This is a genomic window from Providencia sp. PROV175, assembly GCF_032707045.1.
Classification (GTDB): Bacteria; Pseudomonadota; Gammaproteobacteria; order Enterobacterales; family Enterobacteriaceae; genus Providencia; species Providencia hangzhouensis.
In genome coordinates this window covers 82,570-101,107 of the sequence record NZ_CP120534.1, presented here as the reverse complement: position 1 = coordinate 101,107, position 18,538 = coordinate 82,570, and the positions used below count along the sequence as shown (strand labels likewise).

The following is an 18,538-nucleotide window of genomic DNA, read 5'->3' as shown; positions in this document are numbered from 1 at the left end:
GAATATTAATGGAAATCAATAGTAAATAGTCTAACTTGCACTCCAGTTCCTTCAAAGGCATTTTCATATTGGCCGACCTGATGTACATCACACTCACGATCTATCAACGCCTGAATACTTTCGTCAGTAGCGCTTCCAGGTAAGATAACCACAATACGCCCTTCACTCTTAACAAACTGCTGCGCATGCTGTAGGTGCAATTTCCAACGATTGTCGGAGTATGGAGGATTCATTAACACACGCTCAAATAGGCCCAGTTGCGTTACCGTGGTACTGAGGAAATCTTGCTGGTGGGTATCCCAGCGCAAGCGAGAGCACATGGCTGCGACATTGTTTGCCTCGACCCCGATCACCTTAACACCTTCTGGCAAATTGCGAAGTAGCGCACCAAAGCCGATGCTGGGTTCAAGTAAAGTATCACCCTCACGCGGGTCGCATTCGTCCATAGCCGCTTTCTGGAGGTCCCCCGTTGTAGGGTAGAACTGATGTGTTTTTTGGTCGGGCAAGGTACCACTGATTGCGATCGCTTTAAACGCGTCCATCGGCCAGAATTCAAACTCGTAGACTTCAGGCTTTACCTCCACCGCGCCAAGGATACGGAAGATACTATCAAGTTCCTTTTTTACCAAGTCGGTGTATTGGTATGGTCGGGGCATCACGATAGTAAATGGAGCCGCACCATATTGCTTCGCACTGTGTTGGTTGTTTCGGGCCATTTCAGCCAATTCTGTGCAGGTTGGGAACGCAATCCGGTAATCAATTAAATCGCCCGTGTATTGCGTGTTTCGAGGTGCCTTGTTGGTTTTTCCTCTCTCTTTGAATTGAGGGATGAGGCCTGGCATACGGTAAGCCAGTACCGTATTGAGGTCATCGCAAACAGTCTCGGAGACCTGAATATGTACATTGCCGTTAAGGAAGCCTTTACAGGTCAGCGCGCCACCGTCTACCGATATCCATTCTCCCACGTTACTGCTGAGGGATTGCTCCAACGCCCACTTATTCACGATTTCAGCGCCAGGACGGCCTTGCATGAGGCCGATGATTTTACGCAGATCGCTGAGGTAATCCATATTGTCATAACCGCGTTTATAGTCGCGGCATGGCAGGCAATTGGTGATCACCATCTTCGGACTAAAACCTTGAGCCTTGTTAGTTTTGTGAAACACTGACAGTTTTTTGAATACGCCTTCGACCATTTCTGCGAAATAATCTTTTTTCTCAGTGGTCAGGCTTTTTGCAGTGGCGAGCACATTCTCTTCTGTGAAGGCAACAGGCCGTAGGGCGGCAAGTCGATCTGGAGATGCTTTGCGCCACTGCCTAAGCGTGTTGTACCACTCGTCTTTCCGGGCGGTTGGCATAAAATTACGTACACCAGTGAGATCCAATACTTTTTGCCAGAAGGACTCATCCAATGCGCAGGTAGCTCGCTGGAGATCAAACAGACAATCAACGGCCAATGTTGTCCCTATCGAGTTGTTACATCCGTCAGTAAAATAACGAAATGCCTGGCTATGACGTTTACCCATAACGACGAGGTGCAATGAGTCAATTTCGCTACGTGCATCGTGGTATTCTGCGAGTAGTTGCGTAAGTGCGTTGAACAGACGAAACCCTTCGTGTGGGGTTATACCGGCATGATGACCATCTATAGCTTGATACAGAGGAAGTATCGGCTGAAATTCAGTGGCGGGGTTGGGTTCGTAGATGGCTAAACTTGTCATGGGGTACCTCACTGGAAATAGAATTATTATCCGGTGGGACTAACCGCTGACGAAGGGAAAAAGTCAAAAAAAAAGCCTCGTCCTAACGAGGCATCTATTAAAATGAGGTACTACTTATTATCTCTCAACACACGTCGTCTTCAACATCCTCACCGAACTCATCGAAACAAACCCGCGTCGGGAGAGCGACTCCTTTGGGGCGAAACGTATGATGGAGCTGGAGGTTGTTCAAAAACTCTGCTTGTATGAGTATTTTTATACTGTTACGTAGAGTATCTGAGGTCGGGTTTAAGATCCAGCCACATTTTACGCGTATACCACGTTTATTCGTGATCAGCGCGGTGCATTCACTTTCATGATCGGACTCTTGATTGCAGTTCGGGCAAAGGAATACCGGCGTAGAGCCGCCTTCCATGAGGGCCTCGCGAAAGTCTTCAGCGGTCGGCCAGATATAAGCATCGCAAATTTCCGGCAGACGCTGCTCGTTATAGAACTGAGCCGGTGCATCATGACCTCGAATACCCTCCAGTGACTGAAGGATCCGCTCTGGCGAAAGAGATAACACATCGCTGTATTCTTCCAACTTCGCGTAGGTCGTGTTGCGCATTATGGTCACAGTTAACACGTCCGCGCCCGATCGCAAGGCTACATTTTCAAGCGCCTGAATAGCTCCCTCAACCGAGTTCGGTGGTAATTGGGTATGAATGCGTTGCGCTATCAGTGACTGGCTCATTTTCACTTCCTCAGGAATGGTTGTAATGCCGATTTTACTTCGGCTTGTGCCGCTGACTGAATTTTCCAGGTACTACAATTTGCTGCTCATGGTTAGGCCATCACTTGTCGGGATGTCAAAGCACAGGGCATTTCCAGACTGATATTCGTAGTCACCCATCAAATAGCAAAGTTTGAAATTCCCGCGATGGTACTGGCGCAATTCAAGCGGCAGACCCGGATTGGGGAAGATCTGTAGCTGAACAGTAAATTGGCCTTTTGTGGTCTGGAAATCAGTCTTCAAACCAGTGCCCGTTTCATTTGAGGCTCGAACAACAGGCTGCGTGACCGTGCCAACATCCCAGGTGGTGATCAAGGTTGTCGAACGCAAGTAATAAATCACGGAAAGCCCGGCCACAAGCAAGACCAAAAGAAATGCAATCAGGAACTCCCTTGACGTAATTGTGTACGACCAGTGTTTTTGCTTTTTGCGCGTGTTTTTTTTACGGCGCGGAGCTCTTTTAGGAGGCCGCTCAGGAGTAGTCATAAAAACCTCTTTTTAACTTTTCGTGGCAATTTTTAAGCCAGCCAACATGTACATCACTTGAATTTCACTCAAGGTGCTTAGGTTTAATTCTTGTATATATCTACATATCCCTTCCGGGGTTTCAACGATCGGCATGCCAGGCAATACACCTCCACCAGCACGCTTTGCGAGATGCAAACCTGCATAGAGATGTTTGATCTGATGAGAAGAAAGCGCCGATATATCCAGGTGTGTCAGATAATCCCGCTGCCGCTGAATGCTATAGCGTTCGCGGACATCATACTCATCAGGTAGTGCAACAACGCCTTCTATGCTGGTTGCTGTGAATTTATCAAAGGGAGAGGAAATGCCAGCAACAATGAACCGTTGTTCGGCAACATTAACGACCTCACCTTTGGAAAGATGACCGTCCTGGTGCTGAATGAATACCGTGGATCCGGTATACAGGTTACCTGTCCAATATCTATAGGATTGAGACATTCCACGCCCCCTTTAAGTGATCTCACAAATACATGATATCAGTAGTTCAGAATCGACAAAGCCCGAACAAGTCGGGCTTTCATTTGGTTTATTCGAATTGACCGTCGGAGATGGTCTCCGATATATCTATCGCGAGATCGTTATCGCTGATATCTGCCAGGCGCTCGTAGCGGTAGAGCGGGATATTCAGGTGGCTGAGCAGGCCAATCAGAAATGCACTGTTCTCAGATTCGGCCAGTCGCTCTTCAGTCAGCATGACCAGTACAATTTCGCCGCTATGCACATCGCTTAGAACAAAGTTAAAGTTCATTCGCGACATAAACTGCATGGCACTTTTGACGTCCAGACTTTGGCTCTCAAAATCCTTTTCTTCGGCCTGAATAATGTCGGTCACTCTGACGCGTGGTGCAACCGCATATTGGTCGGCAAACATCTCAATCAGGCGAGAGTACAGATTGCTGGCATCGCGCGGGAGAATAAATTTATGGCGTTTGTACCCAACGTAAATGGCCGGAGTCAGTTCGTCATCACTGGATATCACGCCTTCGTGATCTTCCCTTTGATAAATTCGCTCACCCGTTTCGGCATCAATGGGAAACAACTCGTCGAGCGTTGGCTTCCGGCTCCCCTTTTCGCCGCCCGGTTTTTTTTCCGACTTCCCGGTAAAAAACAGTAAGTAGGCCAACCCTAATACACCTGCAATAAATACGGCCAATCCAATCATCTTGAAAGACATGACGCACCCCCGTGCCTGTCTTGGTGAGTAATTCCTGTTATACCGGCCTGTCCGCAATGTCGTTGCGGATCAGGTAGTCAGCCAGGTCCCTAAGTGAAGAAACGCCCAAGTCCCGCAGTACCGCAGGCGGGCGCTCTTTATTAATTTCGGCTTCACGCGCTTTGCGGACATTCTGCAAATATCGATACATCTCTTCCGGCAAAGTCATGGCTTTGGCACTCAACAGCGGGTAATCGCTGCGGGCAAACCACGCTTCATAGGCCGCATCCTTGCGAACGTGATACATGGAGGGATCCATTTGCCCCTCGACGGGCGGTTGCCAAGTATCGTCATTGCGCTTCTTGCGCTCCGTGGATAAGAACCAGGTTTCGAAAAATTGCTTTACCACGCTATCAGTTACGCTCATGGATTTTCCTTGTTGTACCACGGAGATCAGTCTTCAAAATTCCAACCTCCCTCATCTTTGAGCCATTTCACGGCCAGAAAACGGAAGGGATAGTGTTCTGCTGCAAGCTTTATCTTGACTCTCGCGTCCTCTTCCCAATGCCCTTTCACTTCATGCACCTCCAGATCACCCGAGGTCAGCATGACGAAAAAGTCCGCTGTATACGTTGTTTTGTCGGCAAGGCGCAGTTTGATTGATTCGAACTTGAACCAGGCGACTTCACCAGCATGCATACGCCATTTCAGATGTTCGGCGTAGCGTGCTTCTGTTTTATTCATTGTGCCCGTTCGCAACCGCCCCAGCGCTTGGGTCCGTAGCTTTGCTGTCAACTCTGCGGGTGCAGACTCAAGGCTTTGCTGGATGGGCGTTACAGGCTGCACGTCTTTCTTTGGTACCGATTTTGAACTCGCGCTCCGGCCCATTCTCTGTTCGTATTCGCGTTGCTGTTCTTCAGTCCAACGAAGCATTAGACGTTACCTTCGGTTTCGATTACCTAATTCATACCCGGTATGGTTACACGTTATTCGTCGTCATCCAGCTCGCTGTTATCGGCCGCCTCACCACTTTCATCGCCTTCCTCTTTGTCACCCCCGTCAGCTTCAGTTGAGGACTTAGCTTCCCCGCCGAACGCAGCAATTAACTGATCAAGGAGCTCCATAATGACTCCGGTAAACAAAACGAAGTCTGCATCAAACCTCTGCACTTCATCTTCACGATCAATATCATCGTTTTGCTCAATGAGGGCGTCAGCAAAGTTCAGCCTTGAGATGACAAAGCTGTCGTTGATGACGAAATTAAGTTGCTCCATCCAGCTCATCGCCAGCTTAGTGACCAACTTGCCAGCTTCGATGTGGTTAGCAATCTCATCGCAAACCAGATCTTGTCGTTTTGTCGTCACAACGCCACCGTCTTCCAGAATAGCTTCCAGGGTCGCTTCATCGCACAACGCCAGGCCTGGAGGCAGCTCGGAAGAGCGAACCCACTCGGTCAGCTTCAGCTCAACCGGAGTTTCTAACGTGAAAGGTATGATAGGCAGAGTGCCCAGTGTTTTACGCAGGAGCGCTGCCGCGTCTTCAGCGCGTTTAAAGCTGGTGGTATCCACTATGATCAGCCGGGATTTGGGATCAATCCACATGTTCATGTTGGCGTATTTACTCAGTGCTTTGGGTAGCAATTCCCCTAGCACCAGGTCGTTCAGCGCTGAAATTTCTGTGCGTTTCAGACGACGATTTTGCTCTTTTTCCAGCTTGGTCACACGCTGGCGCACGAGCTCTTTTACCGTGGCCGGAGGAATGATTTTGCTCTCGTTACGCTGAGTCAGCAGAATGAGGCCATTCGCCTGGTGAGTAAGCTCTTCGTACTCTTCACCCAGCGGGCTGACCCAACCAGTGCGCGCCATATCCTGCGGGCCGCACGGCTGAAACATGAAGGGTTTCAGTTGTTCTGTGATGTTACTGAAGTCAATCTGGCGGGTGATGCGGTACACCACGACACTTTTGGGACGAAAAAGAGGCATAGCTCCCTCACTATGATTTTTAATCAGAAGGGGCTTGCCCTTTGATTTTTGTTTTGACAGGTACTGGATGCGGTCACGAATAGCCAATTGCACCCAATACACCACATTGTTGTCTTTGATAAATTCAAGGTATTGGCGACTAGCTTCAGCAGGGTCATACCGGTGAATGATGGCAATTTCATCGCAGAATCGCTCAGTTAGAGGATCCTTGAGCGGTGGAATTTCAAACACCGGCACGGTCATGCTGAGGTCTTGCCGGAAGATACAGCCCGACGGATAGCGATAATTTCATTCGCCTTTTTCCCTTCCCCCGTTCCGTTATAAACACTGCGTGGGGCAGAAAACCCTTTAACTGCGAATCCGGCATACATCTCGCGGATGTTCTCGGCATCATGGCTGGAAGCCACCACATGCACCCCTTTCTCCGGCAGAGTATTCAAAATGCCCACCAGCTCGCGTTGTTGGGCTTCAGAGAATCCGCTTGCGTGATAACCTGTAAATTTGCCCGGATTGACATAAGGCGGGTCACAGTAGACCACGTCACCTTCACCGGCCAGTTTCAGCGTTTCTTCATAGCCTGCGCAAAGCAGATCCACATTTGCAAGGCGGTCAGCCATGTAGCGGATTTCTTTCTCTGGCAGATAGGGTTTGCGGTAATCGCCCCAGGGTACGTTAAACTCCCCTTTACGCTTGTTGTACCGGCACAGACCACGATACCCGTGGCGGTTCATGTAGATGAACATCGCGGCCATACGGACTGGCTCAGCTGTACGTTCGTTAAATTCTTTACGGATCGCATCGTAGTGTTCGCGAGTACGGCACGTAGCATAGAGTTCAGACAGTGCAGCAATAACGCTTTCAGCAGCGTTGCGGATGGTGTCGTAAGTGTTGATTACGTCGGCGTTGATGTCAGCCAGTACGTAGTTTGAATACGCGGTATTCATCATCACTGCACCCGAACCACAGAAAGGTTCGATCAGACGGGCACCCTTTGGCAGCGCCAACTTCAGCTGAGCCATGACGCCTTGCTTACCCCCAACCCACTTCAGAACTGTATTCATTATTTCACCATAGAAAGCGGGCAACCCCACGTTGCCCACATGAATGGATAAGGCTTACTTGATGCCGTTTACCAACGCTTTGCGCTCTTCGACGAGATTACGGTTCTCATCGTGTGCCAGGAACGCTTCAAACTTCTCTGGATAACGGACGGCCAGCTTGACGATATTGGTTTCCAGAATACGGCCATAATGGATACCGGAGGCCGATGGGAAAACACCCAGGCTATACCAGTTCAGGTCGCCGAACTCTTCAGACAGGTTAACCAGGTCCAGCGACTGTCCTTCAATCGTGTTCACCAGCGCTTTGCAGATTTCTGCGGATTCAGTAAACACACCCAGAGAGGCATGCAGAATGCGCGAGTCGATTGCACCCAGGGAACCGAGGCCGATATTGTGTGCTTTGCCGTCAAAACCAGTCATCATCATGGTGTTGGTGTCGTCATGCAGCTCATCAGCGGAAATGGACTCCGGCGAAAGCGTGCCGATCAGGTCTTGCAGGTCGGCCAGGCCTTTTTTAAAGCGATTAATGTCAATCGGTTTACGGTAAAAAATACCTTTTTTAAACTGGTCCAGCATTTCACCCAGTGAGTGAGCCGCTGACAACAACAGATACAGGTGAGGCACACTCACGCCGCTGATGTTAGGGATCACCGATTCGGTGCGAAGGGCTTCTTCATGGTATTGCTTCAGTTCCACGTAAAATCCTCAAGTTTCTTTATTGCTGGTGGAGCAAGAGGTAACTTTTGAAAAATAAATGTTACCCATGCGGGAGAAAGTGCTCTCATCATAACCGTTGACGTTTCCCATTCCCTTCGAAAAGGCGGTCAATTTGTCGTTGTTTTTCAGTGGGAAATGCCAGCAGCTTTGCACGATTGACGTGCGATTGCTTTTGGTTAACAAAACAAACAGTTAGTGCGACTTGTTAGAATCTGACTGGCATGATGATGTCGCAGCAGTCATCGCCGAAGCCGATTTCCAACCCTGTTACCGTGTCTTTCAGGGCAACAGTTATTTCTGTTTCTTCGTCTGAATGTGAGATCAAGCTATTCAGTGCGCGAAGCAGGTATTCGCAGTTGATGCCGATTTCAATTTTGTCTTCCTGCTCCCCTGCCACTTTTTCGATATCCAGCACTTCCTTGCACTCGATCAGGTTTTGATTAGGGGACTTAATCATCAGCGCATTACTTTTGAAAACGAATACGCCTGTACTGTTCGCATTCTTACTGACTGCGCCTGCATTGATGAGCGGCAGCGCACGGCTTAATGCGTCACGGAGCACCAAGGCATTTATGCTGAACTTCTCTGTATTGTGCTTAACAACACCTGCAACACGATGCCAATCGGGATAGCTGCCATTAATCAGATTGGAGACCAAGGTGACATCACCCAGGTTAAAGGTCAGGTAACTTTCGCTGTAGTCAATACGGAAATTTCCTTGGTTTGCACCCAGCAACTTCATGAGGATAGGACATACTTCGATCGGCAGGATGACCCCAGAAGAAGTCCCAGACAGAGATGCAGGGGCTACTGGTGTCACGATCTCTTCTTGTGGTTCGTTCGTAAACAGTACGTCTTGAGTCATTACAGACATTCGGTGCCCATCGGTCGCGACGGCGTTGAAGGTATTTTTATCCAGACTCAGGAAAACCCCATTCATGTAATGGCGAACGTCATTCTTACCCGCAGAGTGCATGACACGTTGCAAGGTTCGATGCAGCATATTGGCAGGGAAAGTGATGCTGTACTTGGCTGTCAAATCGGACTCGTCTACAACCGGGATTGTGTCCATACACAGAGGAATGTTGTAAGCATTTTTGCCGGTACGAATGATGAGGCGATTTCGGTCTTGGTCGCATCGTACATTCACGGTTTCTTCACCTTTCATGTTACGGAACAAGGTGCTGATATGGGTTGCAGGTACAGAGGCCACCATATCACCGTTGGCTTTATGGACCACTCCACGGGAGATCACTTGCCCGGTATTGTAATCAACACCGAGCGCGCTCAGGTTGTCCCCTACCAGGGTCAGGGTCAACATTTCCAATACTTTGAACTGAACGTTACCACGCTTAATGATCATGCAAGGCGCATCGATGATACGCAGCATGTCATTTGCAGAGATGTCGAAGCCTGGCAGATCTTTGAAGGTACGCTTCTTTGGTGCCGCTTGCTGATTCAGAGTTGTGGTCATGTCGGATCCCTATAATTTAGTAAGTAGTCATAATTAGACTACCTCGACCCAAACTGGTGACGAATAGCAAAACAGCGAGTTATTTAGGATAAGTGAAGTATTATGGCTTCACAAAATAAATGGGGTCACTTGACCCCATCGCCTTCTGTTAACGCAGACAATCCGCCATAGTAAAATATCCGAGCCGCCGCATCATGTCGTACATCTGGCGGGCTTTACCGTTAGGACCTTCGTGCTTACCCAATTTGTAGATCAGAACGCGCATCCCCATCAACACACTTTCTGTATCGGGTTCACCTTTGAGCAGGGGCTTATCTGTATTCTCCAGCCAGGCTCCGTGCTGTGCAAAATGCAGAATATCCCCGGCCAGTAATTCAGGCTGCTGTAACATAAGATGGCAAGTAGTGAGTGCAAACTGAGTTGCTTCGGCTTCACTGACGTTCAATGTAATTGCCAGATCAGCCGCTGAATTAACGGTCATAGTGCATTCCTTTCCCATGCCTCTGGGTTCCCTCCCAGCGTCAGCACCAACGCCTTGAGTCTTTCCGTTTCCGCATCCGCTTCCAGTCGTTCAGCACGAAGGCGCTCATTTTCAGCTGTCAACTGCTCGTTAGCCCCACGCTCAGGGTTAACTTCATCTTGAAGTCGCTTGAGTTCAGCCGGATTGTCTCTGTCTTGCTTGGCTTTTTCACGGTAGAAAGTCAGTTGCTTGCCGAATGAGACGTTCAGTTGCTGGAGGGCATTAAATTGGCGCAACAAACCTTGATAGTCAGGAGCCGGGGAATAGCTGCCTTTGTAATCACCGGACAGGTTAGCCAGCGTTGAGATCAGCTGTGTGATGAGCTCTGAGGGGGCCGTGACTTTTCGCAGATTGTCAGCACAGACCCCTTTCTCTTTCAGCGTCTCAAGTGTTTGGTTCAAAATCGACTTCATGTTCATGATGAATTACTCCGGTTGCTGATGTTGAAAAAAGTTCACTCACCTACGCGAGCATTATGCTGACCAAGGTTTACCCACCGCATCTAATGCGGCGATAACGGTTTGACGATAGGCGGCAACTGCCCCCGCGACCTGTGCGGTATAGACCCTGTCAGAAGATAAATCGACGGGTTGGTTGATGTGCTCCACCAGACGATCCAGCGCCGCAATTAGGTGCGTGACATTCTCATAGCCAAAATCACTGTCTGCCCGGTCATACAGGGCGATGACGGCATGGTGATGTTCGCCATGCTCTTCGAAGTGCTCGCGAAATTCGTCAGCCAACGCACGCATCGTAGCGATAGCGGAATGCGTTTCGGGTGTCAGCAATTGCGATGCCGGTTGTTTCAGGCGAGCATGGTGGCAGCGGACCCAGGCATTCCATTCCACGTTGAGGTCGATACGTTCAGAGTCATCATCATCATCGACAAAGCCTGCGGCTACTAGCTCAGCGGCCGTGGCGTGGTTGATGTTTAAGCGCGATTGCAGATCCTGTATGAACAACTGCCGCAGGTTCAATAAGCATGGGTCTTTCATGGTGTGTCCTTCTGGATAATTTGAGATAGCATAACGTGGGTGATATGGCTCACGAAATTTTTGCGTAGAAAACCCGCTGGTTTAGCGGGTTGATGATCTGGCTGGGTTACTTGGGGCCACTAAAGGTGTTTTCGATAACTTTCTGACTGCGTTCAACCCAGTCGCTGCTGTTTTCACAGTTAACGTTGGCTTCGAATACCTGGCGTGCGGATGTGTACATGGGGCTGTTGTACCCCCCACGATTGGCAAGCATGACGCGGATGCCGTTGAGGTAGGGATAAATCGGGTCCTGCAAGATAGTCTGATCCACATCACCAGCTTGCTGACAATGCTGGGTGCGCATTTTAATAATGTCCTGAGCAACCTGTAAGCACTCAGGGCAGCTGGCTTTGTAGGATTGGAATTCTGCCATTGATTTTCCGGCAACAGGTCGCCCACTCGCATTGGTAGGAATTTCAGCAAAGGCACTGGTCATACACAATGCGGCAATGGCTCCGGCCAGAAATGGTACGCCACGGATACGTTTAAACATGTTTTTTCACCTTGTTAATGTTCACCCAGACGGGTAGCTCGATCCTACTACGGACATGATTTCCACTCGCCCGAAAAGGCCAACAAAACGAGGACTAAAAACGATGACATGGAGCCAGGCTAAAGATAGCTTATTCATATCGTATATGATTAGGCGTAAACATGGAAAACACCACGCAACACCGGAACTCATCGTTACAACAAGACGTAATGTACGTATTGCTTAAAATTAGGGCGCGTAACAGCAATCCAATTCCTTTCACAGCCATCTTCTCGATCCTTAACAAAGGCCGTTCCCGTGAGGTAGAACGCCCCAATTTGCGCATATCTTGTAGAACGTTGGTGGAGCGAAGGCTGTTGCTCAAGTACCGTGACCCACGCTCACTAAAAGTCGCGTACACATTAAGCGAGATTGGCATTGAATTGGCAGAGACTATCCGCAAAGGGTGCGAGGACGAATGAGGAAAAGAAGACCGGCACAGGGCGTGCCGGTTCAAAGGCTAACCTAAATAACGACGGCTAATGGAAATAACACTGCGACGACGAGCTGGTAATAAAGCTGCTTGCTTATCAATTACACGCTCGGCATTATCGACTTGAAACTTCACGCGGTAGCCCTTCCCTATCAGCGCTCGCCGCATGTGTCTGTCCATTTGGTCACGCGACCAGCCGAAGGCAAATTCACGATCACCACCACTACCAGATTGAGGCCCAGCGATGATATCGCGGACCCGTTGTTTCAGAAACTGACCACGAAGGCCGTATCCGGACAGCTTCCGGCGTAGCTTTTTAGTCGTCATTGAGTGCGTAGACTGTCCGTTTTTCACGTTATTTCTCCACTTGTTACGCCCAAGGGGCTAATTGATACGTTGGCCTGGCATTGGATTCGATCTGTCTCCACGTAGTGAGGCTTTGATAATCCCTATGGATTGCTCAATGCCACGGGTATCTTGCCCTTTATTGGCAAGGATGTGCTTTTGCTCATTCAGCGCCATGATGGCATTTTCAACACCAGCACTAAACACGTCAGTCTTCACCTTTTCAGTGGTGATAACACCATTGGTGACAGCCTCAAATCCATTAACGATTTCGTTAAGTGCCAATGCGCCTTCTGGCTCAAATTGTTGGTAGTTGTGTAAGTCAATGAACGGCAGCAGGTTATCCAGCAGGCCGCGTAGCGCATAGAACATTGTCAGCAGATACAGGTTGTCATTCTCAGTCGAACTGTTATCGGCGATTTTTTTTGACAGTGTTTCTTGGGCTTTCGCGTTATACCGAGTTGCCCAAGCCTCACTCACGCAAGCCAAGAAGCGTTCCCCTTCTTGTTCGGTCGCTTCCAAACTCGGGACGCCAAAAGAACTTGGTAAAGCCTCTCTCCAGGGGATCCGAGATAAAAACCTCCATTAAATGGCTATTTTCAGCCAGGAGGGTATGTTCATGGTGTTGAGCGCCCATCGCGAGTTCATTCAGGGCTTTAGTTGTTTTTGGGTCAATCATGCTGATTTTCCATATCAGCGGGATGCGTATGCACTGGCGCGCGGCCATGTCGCATGTGGTACAGGGTATCGCGGTGCTGTTTGGCATCCATCGTGTTATTGTTTTTGTTTCCCCAAGACAACGATGAAATTAATTTTTTGAAGAACGCTTTCAATTTAGCCTCTCTGATTTACGGCAGAATTTATTTCTTAATCAGTGATATCTGCGAGTGAAAAGTGGTAACACAAGAATGCTACCACCGGTTTAACCGCTGTCGAAACACCTTATCTCGGCAACAATCCACAATCTCCGGCAATGGTTAAAACGTCACCATTGCGGATCACAACACCAATGTTACGGATATGCTCAATCTTGCCTGCCGCACATTCACTGGCCTGCGCCATTTGCGTAACCAGCTGGGAAGATGCTGCGGTAGCCTTATCCAGTGCCGCTTCAGGGGTATTCAGGAAGAATACATAGAATGTAGCAACCGCCCCCAGCATGACCATCATCACACTACGAAACAGCAATGACGCAACAGCAAAGCCTGCCACAGCAATCCCCGCGTAACTGAGTGCCTGGCCGATACTACCGTTGTTGAGAATGGCATTCAGTGATGCCTGTATTTCGTTCATGTCAGACTCCGAGAGATAGAAACAGTAATGCAGCCCGGAAGGCTGCATAACGGAACGATGGTGGATGTTAGAATGGTGGGTCGTCGGTATTTGGCGCACCCCAACCGCCTTGGCTGTGCTGTTGCGAATTTTGTTGCGGAGCACCCCATCCTCCTTGCTGGCCGCCAGGTGCATTATTCGGTTGATTATTTGCCTGGCGGGGGTTTTGCTGGTTCTGTTGCTGCCCGCTGGCAGGGGCTGAACCGAGCATTTGCATAGTGCCACCAGAAGCCGGATTGACTACGATCTCAGTCGTGTAGCGATCCGTGCCGCTTTGGTCTTGCCACTTACGCGTGGAAAGTTGTCCTTCGATATATATTTGCGAGCCTTTGTGCAGGTACTCACCAACAACATCGGCTAATTTTCCAAAGAAAACAACGCGATGCCACTCTGTTTTTTCTCGTTGCTCACCCGTCTGCTTGTCACGCCAGGTTTCAGATGTTGCGATTGAAATATTGGCTACAGAGCCACCATTTTGCATTGCACGGAGTTCGGGATCTTGGCCGAGATTCCCGACAATGATGACTTTGTTAACACCACGTTGTGCCATACGACTATCCTTCTGGTATTGATGGTTGACTGAATTACCATCTTTATTTTACGGATGTGCGTCAGATGACAAACCTTTAAGGGGGACAAAATGGGGTGCTTTTCCAGAAACATTCTTAGGGAAAGGAAAATAAAAAAAGCCCGGAAGCCGGGCATGGTGATCGTTATGTCTAACGAGGTAAAACACTTTTTTTATATTTAATAGTGGTGCTGGCTAACTGTATTGCATTCACTGGTGAGGCGCAATTGCTATAGGAGTTGTGATGCCAATTCCGCAGCATGTTTTTGAGCAATATCAGGAATATCGATGGCAGAGATAAGCGCATGCTTAGCGCCGTCAGCACTGACTCCGTACACCACCCATCGTAGCGTATCGCCAGGCGCTGCAACCAGCTCATCGACATCGCCGCTCGCCGGAAGATCAATGATTTCGTTACCGATACCTTCGGCACCGTAAGCAATGCGGATAAAGCCGTGCCCTGTTCCCAGAGGCAATTCGTTAAGGACAAACTCACGTAGCGACACGAGTTCTTTCTCAGCGGTTTGTGTTGCCAGATAATGAAGGTTTGGGATGCGGCTTAAAATTTCAGCCGCACTGGCGGTGTCGCGGGTCGTGGACATCAAAATATAAGCAGCCCACAGAGCGCCAGCGTTGAATTCATTTGAAGTTAGTGTAGTCATGGGAGTCCTTATCTTTTTTGTCGCTTGAAGCTTTCGCTTCCATATTGTTTGAAATATTCAGTGAAGCCTTTATCGCTTTCACGCGTTGCAGATTCAGCGGCCGCAGTTGCTTTTCGCATGTCACGCTCGGCGACCTCTTTGCTCAGCTGCATATATCGAGTCATGTTGTCAGAACTGGGATCCGTAACCACCTCTTCATAGGCAGATTGGTAGCGTTCATCCAGTGATAACCCAAACGTGGTTGAACATCCTGCCAGAAAAAAAGCCAGAGGTAAAATGATTAATTTATTCATGTGGTTACGCCATTTTCAGAGCCAGAGTCTGTGTTTCGTTTTACAGATTTTGAGAACCAGACTCGGGCTTTCGTTTCTGATAAGGCCACCAAAGTGATGGCCGATTGAGGTTATTTGGACACAGCAGAACCGACAGACATCAGGGAACCTGCATTGATGAGACCACCAACGCTTTGCGCCAAATCAGCGGGCATAGCCACCACTTTCGCGTTAGGGCTGGTTGCCAGCACAGAGAGAGTCTCAATATAGTTGTTCGCTAACTGGAAACTCATTGCTTCGCGCCCCCCCTCAATCGTGAGTGCTTCAGCCAATTTCGACGAAGCTTTGAATTGCCCATTAGCCAGCGTTTCCAGCGCAGTAGCTTCGCGAACAGCCGATTGCTGCTTCGCCTCTGCATCCAGGATCATGGCTTCCTTCTTGCCTTGCGCCTCCATAATGGCAGCATTTTTATTACCGGCCGCGAGCTCTTCGGTCGCTTTGCGTTCACGAACCGCAGCAGCTTGCTTTTCCATTGACTTCAGCATTGAGTCGGAAGGTGTAATATCCTGAATATCCACAGTACGCAGGCTTAGGCCCCAATCAACCATCTGCACGTCCATACTCTGACGTAAACGTGCGGCCAGTTCGTCACGGTTGGTCAGCGTCTCATCGAGCTCCATCCCACCAACGGCGTTGCGGATCGTGGTCATGACCAGATTACGCACGGCGGTGTTGAAGTTATCAACCCCGTAGGCAGCTTTTTTCGGATCTGCGACGCGAATGAAACAAATCGCATTAACCTGCGTCATGGCGTTATCTTTTGTGATGGCTTCAATGCCTTTCACTTCGATCATCTGATCTTTCGCCGACATACGGTAGGCGATGTTATCCAAAAACGGGATCAGGATGTTCAGTCCGGGATTTAACGTCGTATGGTATTTACCCAGGCGCTCGACCACCCATTGGTCCGCCTGAGGCACGATGCGCACACACTGGTACAGCGTGATACCGAGAAACACAACAACAACAGCAAGACTGATAAGTCCAATCATGTTTTTTTCCTATCCAATCAACGTTATTCCGCAGTCACTGCGGCGACTAAAACAACACCACTACCAACACTCACAATTCTGACACGAGCGTCGCGTGGCAGCACCTCTTGTGATTTACACGGCCATTGCTGGTTACCCTGAACCGGCTTTGTCAGCAAAATCACACTTTCCCCACCTTCCGGTAACGCAAATGCCAATTGACCGACCTCGCCGATCAATGGTTCTTCCACGTATCGCTTCGGCTTATTGCGTGAGAACTTCACCCAGAAAAACGCACAACACACCGTTGCAATGCACCAAATGCTAATCTGCCACTGCAAACTCACATCAGGAGCAATCAGCGTGATAGCTGCTGGAATTATCGCGGCCAGCGCCATCCATAGGCCAAAAAAAGTCAATGTGAACAGCTCAATAATGCCAAAAAGTGCGCCCAGTCCCACCCAAATCCAAACCACTGTAACCCCCTTAAAACATCTAACCGATCATAAAAACGTAAGCGGCCAACTTGTAGGCCCCGGTGCCGGATAGCAGAGCAATTAAGCCACAGAGAAATGACCACTCTTTTTCACGCCTGCGCATGACAAGGCCATCTGCCCGACTGCACAAATAAGGCATAAGTGACAGCCCCAAAAATGTCAGGCAGGTAATGCTCAGCAATGCAGCAATGAACGTTAGCAAATGAGCAACCTCTCAGGTGGTCGGATGAAGGATACAAAAATTACGCAGGACGCTCAGCATTAAACGTCCGCAGAATGGGGACGAAAAAAGTACCAGGCGACAATGCCCAAATCAGCAGCAATCCAAGGGATATAAGCCCAGGAATGATAGCTGTCTGGAGAAATGGCAATCCAACTGAGTTGCACCAGTAGTGTGATAATACTGAGCAGCCAAAATGTCATGAGATACCTCAACGATAGTGTTAGTTCGTATGTAGAGAGTTAATCACGAGTCATTCGGGTGACGAAGTTTTCAGGACCTTTTGGGTTACTCCTTCAACGAATTTCCACCGATGGCCGCGACCTTCAAAACCATAGGCTTCACATTCGTAGCCTTGGCGCATCAATGACGTGTTTATGCCGCTGACCGCACTACTCCGGCTCGCCCAGTGATAGCCACCGTTGACGTTTAACCAGTCAACAATCTCAGCAACATGCCTTTGTTTACCATCCCCCATCAACGTTTCAATACGGATCATGGTGCGTTTCCAGTCGGTCATAAATTGTCCCGTGCCTGTGGTGCCCGCAACGGCGATCCGCATATCGTCGTGAAGCTGAGCCCGCAAGATTTTCCCTTGATGACGAGAGCCAGGAACCATGCGAGGTTCAAGCTGAACCCTGAGAGAGTAATGGGCTTCACTGATCTTTTCGGTGACTCCGTCATAACGCAGTTTTCGTGAAGGCGACTTCTCAACTTCCAGCAAACCGATACCCCACTGACGCATGAGTAACAATGGAAAGTCTCGGCGGGCAGACGACTTCTTACAGGCCACATAGATGAGATGGGGAAGGCCTACCTTGTTATTGCGATATGGATAGAACCAGGCCATAGCTTGTTCCAGTACCGGCAAACCGATCGCTTTTTTGCACTCAATGACCTGTACAAAAGGACCTTTCGTGGCAACAAAATCAGGACGCTTTCCGTGGTGTTTTAAATGTACTTCGGGATAGACCTCCCAATGCAGCCACTTCATCCAGGCTTCAACGCACGCGGCAATTTCAGCTTCCGTCATATCGTTGCTGTCAGGCGAAGCGAACTCAGGCTGGTGAGGCAGGTAAGTGGTAAAGCTACATTCCACACCATCATGCGTACCGAAACGTCGGTTGTGTTTAATCATGTGGTCAGCATAGTGACTCATTGGGCATTGACCTCCTGATCTGCCGCAAACATCATTGATAACGCGATAGTGACCTGGGTGACTGTGCGATGGCTAAACGCCATGATATATGCCTGCGCAGCGGCACGAGCGTTCTCGTCTTCCACCTGCGCTATAGTTATGAAAGCTTCGGTATGGCTGGTGGGATATACCCAGCCAGCCCACCAGCTTAACGTGTAATTGAACAGTAGAATAAATGCTGTGAATAGCGTCCAAAGTGTTGCAAACGCAATCAGGCATAACATCATGCACGACAGGAACAACGCGGCCAGTGAATGCCAGCTGTCTACATCAGTGGTGATGACCCGCACAACAAACCCGACGGCACTGGCCCAGAGTGCAACAGACAGTAACCCACGTTTTCGATATTGCTGCTTCGCACCATTTCGCGCCATCATGATTTTGAACCACAACATGAAGAGCGTCAGATAGACTTTTTGTGTGAAAGTGGCGTTAGCCCAGTGAGGACGCACGCTCTTCTCCAGATACTGGTTGGCGTATTTCATC

28 protein-coding genes are annotated in these 18,538 nt (G+C 49.3%); 1 reads left to right on the top strand and 27 read right to left on the bottom strand.

Annotated elements, in window-relative coordinates; genetic code table 11:
- Positions 1-5: 5 nt before the first annotated feature.
- The 15 genes from P3L44_RS21160 to P3L44_RS21090 all read right to left on the bottom strand — a co-directional run bounded on the left by P3L44_RS21160 (position 6) and on the right by P3L44_RS21090 (position 11,455).
- Complete coding sequence (locus P3L44_RS21160) at positions 6-1,721, bottom strand: DUF4942 domain-containing protein (protein WP_052219395.1); 1,716 nt, start codon at positions 1,719-1,721, stop codon at positions 6-8.
- A 124-nt stretch (positions 1,722-1,845) separates the two neighbouring features.
- On the bottom strand, positions 1,846-2,454 hold the full coding sequence (locus tag P3L44_RS21155; protein WP_042847330.1) for a hypothetical protein: 609 nt from the start codon (positions 2,452-2,454) through the stop codon (positions 1,846-1,848).
- 72 nt (positions 2,455-2,526) lie between these two features.
- Positions 2,527-2,979: a hypothetical protein gene (locus P3L44_RS21150; RefSeq protein WP_042847331.1), complete on the bottom strand. Its 453-nt coding sequence runs from the start codon at positions 2,977-2,979 to the stop codon at positions 2,527-2,529.
- 12 nt (positions 2,980-2,991) lie between these two features.
- Positions 2,992-3,459 carry a hypothetical protein gene (locus P3L44_RS21145; protein WP_042847333.1) on the bottom strand — a complete coding sequence of 156 codons (468 nt, stop codon included), beginning with the start codon at positions 3,457-3,459 and terminating at the stop codon, positions 2,992-2,994.
- Positions 3,460-3,547: 88 nt separating this feature from the next.
- Positions 3,548-4,195 (bottom strand): DUF2726 domain-containing protein, encoded by a 648-nt coding sequence (locus P3L44_RS21140; RefSeq protein ID WP_052219397.1) that lies wholly within the window; start codon positions 4,193-4,195, stop codon positions 3,548-3,550.
- 37 nt (positions 4,196-4,232) lie between these two features.
- Entirely contained in the window at positions 4,233-4,601 is a 369-nt protein-coding gene (locus tag P3L44_RS21135; protein WP_042847335.1) for a hypothetical protein, read from the bottom strand.
- A gap of 26 nt (positions 4,602-4,627) precedes the next feature.
- Entirely contained in the window at positions 4,628-4,918 is a 291-nt protein-coding gene (locus tag P3L44_RS21130) for a DUF1064 domain-containing protein (RefSeq protein WP_237072387.1), read from the bottom strand.
- A gap of 242 nt (positions 4,919-5,160) precedes the next feature.
- A complete protein-coding gene (rdgC, locus tag P3L44_RS21125) occupies positions 5,161-6,156 on the bottom strand; it encodes a recombination-associated protein RdgC (protein WP_042847513.1) in 996 nt (331 codons plus the stop codon).
- Positions 6,157-6,395: 239 nt separating this feature from the next.
- Positions 6,396-7,217, bottom strand: a complete 822-nt coding sequence (locus P3L44_RS21120; RefSeq protein ID WP_042847337.1) for a DNA adenine methylase — start codon at positions 7,215-7,217, stop codon at positions 6,396-6,398.
- 54 nt (positions 7,218-7,271) lie between these two features.
- Positions 7,272-7,913 carry a nucleoside triphosphate pyrophosphohydrolase family protein gene (locus P3L44_RS21115; RefSeq protein ID WP_052219399.1) on the bottom strand — a complete coding sequence of 214 codons (642 nt, stop codon included), beginning with the start codon at positions 7,911-7,913 and terminating at the stop codon, positions 7,272-7,274.
- Positions 7,914-8,139: 226 nt separating this feature from the next.
- Entirely contained in the window at positions 8,140-9,408 is a 1,269-nt protein-coding gene (locus tag P3L44_RS21110) for a DNA polymerase III subunit beta (protein ID WP_226617165.1), read from the bottom strand.
- A 148-nt stretch (positions 9,409-9,556) separates the two neighbouring features.
- Positions 9,557-9,889: a hypothetical protein gene (locus P3L44_RS21105; RefSeq protein ID WP_166267808.1), complete on the bottom strand. Its 333-nt coding sequence runs from the start codon at positions 9,887-9,889 to the stop codon at positions 9,557-9,559.
- Complete coding sequence (locus tag P3L44_RS21100) at positions 9,886-10,347, bottom strand: hypothetical protein (RefSeq protein ID WP_237072354.1); 462 nt, start codon at positions 10,345-10,347, stop codon at positions 9,886-9,888. Before P3L44_RS21100 ends, P3L44_RS21105 begins: the two co-directional genes overlap by 4 nt.
- Positions 10,348-10,401: 54 nt before the next feature.
- The gene (locus P3L44_RS21095) at positions 10,402-10,923 is read right to left on the bottom strand and encodes a hypothetical protein (RefSeq protein WP_042847341.1); all 522 of its coding nucleotides are present in this window, start codon (positions 10,921-10,923) and stop codon (positions 10,402-10,404) included.
- Positions 10,924-11,029: 106 nt separating this feature from the next.
- Positions 11,030-11,455 (bottom strand): hypothetical protein, encoded by a 426-nt coding sequence (locus P3L44_RS21090; protein ID WP_042847343.1) that lies wholly within the window; start codon positions 11,453-11,455, stop codon positions 11,030-11,032.
- Positions 11,456-11,558: 103 nt separating this feature from the next.
- Here P3L44_RS21090 and P3L44_RS21085 point away from each other — a divergent pair, with 103 nt between their 5' ends.
- Entirely contained in the window at positions 11,559-11,681 is a 123-nt protein-coding gene (locus P3L44_RS21085) for a hypothetical protein (protein WP_256372935.1), read from the top strand.
- A gap of 273 nt (positions 11,682-11,954) precedes the next feature.
- Here the strand turns inward: P3L44_RS21085 and P3L44_RS21080 are convergent, their stop codons facing one another.
- From P3L44_RS21080 to P3L44_RS21025, 12 genes are all read right to left on the bottom strand, one after another.
- Entirely contained in the window at positions 11,955-12,281 is a 327-nt protein-coding gene (locus P3L44_RS21080; protein ID WP_162762208.1) for a hypothetical protein, read from the bottom strand.
- A gap of 30 nt (positions 12,282-12,311) precedes the next feature.
- Positions 12,312-12,794, bottom strand: a complete 483-nt coding sequence (locus P3L44_RS21075) for a hypothetical protein (protein ID WP_162762209.1) — start codon at positions 12,792-12,794, stop codon at positions 12,312-12,314.
- A 149-nt stretch (positions 12,795-12,943) separates the two neighbouring features.
- Positions 12,944-13,105: a hypothetical protein gene (locus P3L44_RS21070; RefSeq protein WP_161595381.1), complete on the bottom strand. Its 162-nt coding sequence runs from the start codon at positions 13,103-13,105 to the stop codon at positions 12,944-12,946.
- 109 nt (positions 13,106-13,214) lie between these two features.
- Positions 13,215-13,565, bottom strand: coding sequence for a hypothetical protein (locus P3L44_RS21065; protein ID WP_042847355.1), 351 nt, complete (start codon positions 13,563-13,565; stop codon positions 13,215-13,217).
- 67 nt (positions 13,566-13,632) lie between these two features.
- Positions 13,633-14,154 carry a single-stranded DNA-binding protein gene (gene ssb / locus P3L44_RS21060; protein WP_052219401.1) on the bottom strand — a complete coding sequence of 174 codons (522 nt, stop codon included), beginning with the start codon at positions 14,152-14,154 and terminating at the stop codon, positions 13,633-13,635.
- Positions 14,155-14,402: 248 nt separating this feature from the next.
- On the bottom strand, positions 14,403-14,678 hold the full coding sequence (locus P3L44_RS21055; RefSeq protein WP_162762210.1) for a hypothetical protein: 276 nt from the start codon (positions 14,676-14,678) through the stop codon (positions 14,403-14,405).
- A gap of 164 nt (positions 14,679-14,842) precedes the next feature.
- Positions 14,843-15,127, bottom strand: coding sequence for a hypothetical protein (locus P3L44_RS21050; protein WP_042847360.1), 285 nt, complete (start codon positions 15,125-15,127; stop codon positions 14,843-14,845).
- Positions 15,128-15,237: 110 nt separating this feature from the next.
- Positions 15,238-16,158, bottom strand: coding sequence for an SPFH domain-containing protein (locus P3L44_RS21045; RefSeq protein ID WP_042847363.1), 921 nt, complete (start codon positions 16,156-16,158; stop codon positions 15,238-15,240).
- 23 nt (positions 16,159-16,181) lie between these two features.
- Positions 16,182-16,613 carry an NfeD family protein gene (locus P3L44_RS21040; protein WP_042847366.1) on the bottom strand — a complete coding sequence of 144 codons (432 nt, stop codon included), beginning with the start codon at positions 16,611-16,613 and terminating at the stop codon, positions 16,182-16,184.
- A 282-nt stretch (positions 16,614-16,895) separates the two neighbouring features.
- Positions 16,896-17,057, bottom strand: coding sequence for a hypothetical protein (locus P3L44_RS21035; protein ID WP_162762211.1), 162 nt, complete (start codon positions 17,055-17,057; stop codon positions 16,896-16,898).
- Between the two features lie 50 nt (positions 17,058-17,107).
- The gene (locus tag P3L44_RS21030; RefSeq protein ID WP_042847368.1) at positions 17,108-18,013 is read right to left on the bottom strand and encodes a hypothetical protein; all 906 of its coding nucleotides are present in this window, start codon (positions 18,011-18,013) and stop codon (positions 17,108-17,110) included.
- On the bottom strand, positions 18,010-18,537 hold the full coding sequence (locus tag P3L44_RS21025) for a hypothetical protein (protein WP_042847371.1): 528 nt from the start codon (positions 18,535-18,537) through the stop codon (positions 18,010-18,012). Before P3L44_RS21025 ends, P3L44_RS21030 begins: the two co-directional genes overlap by 4 nt.
- Between the last annotated feature and the right edge of the window lies 1 nt (position 18,538).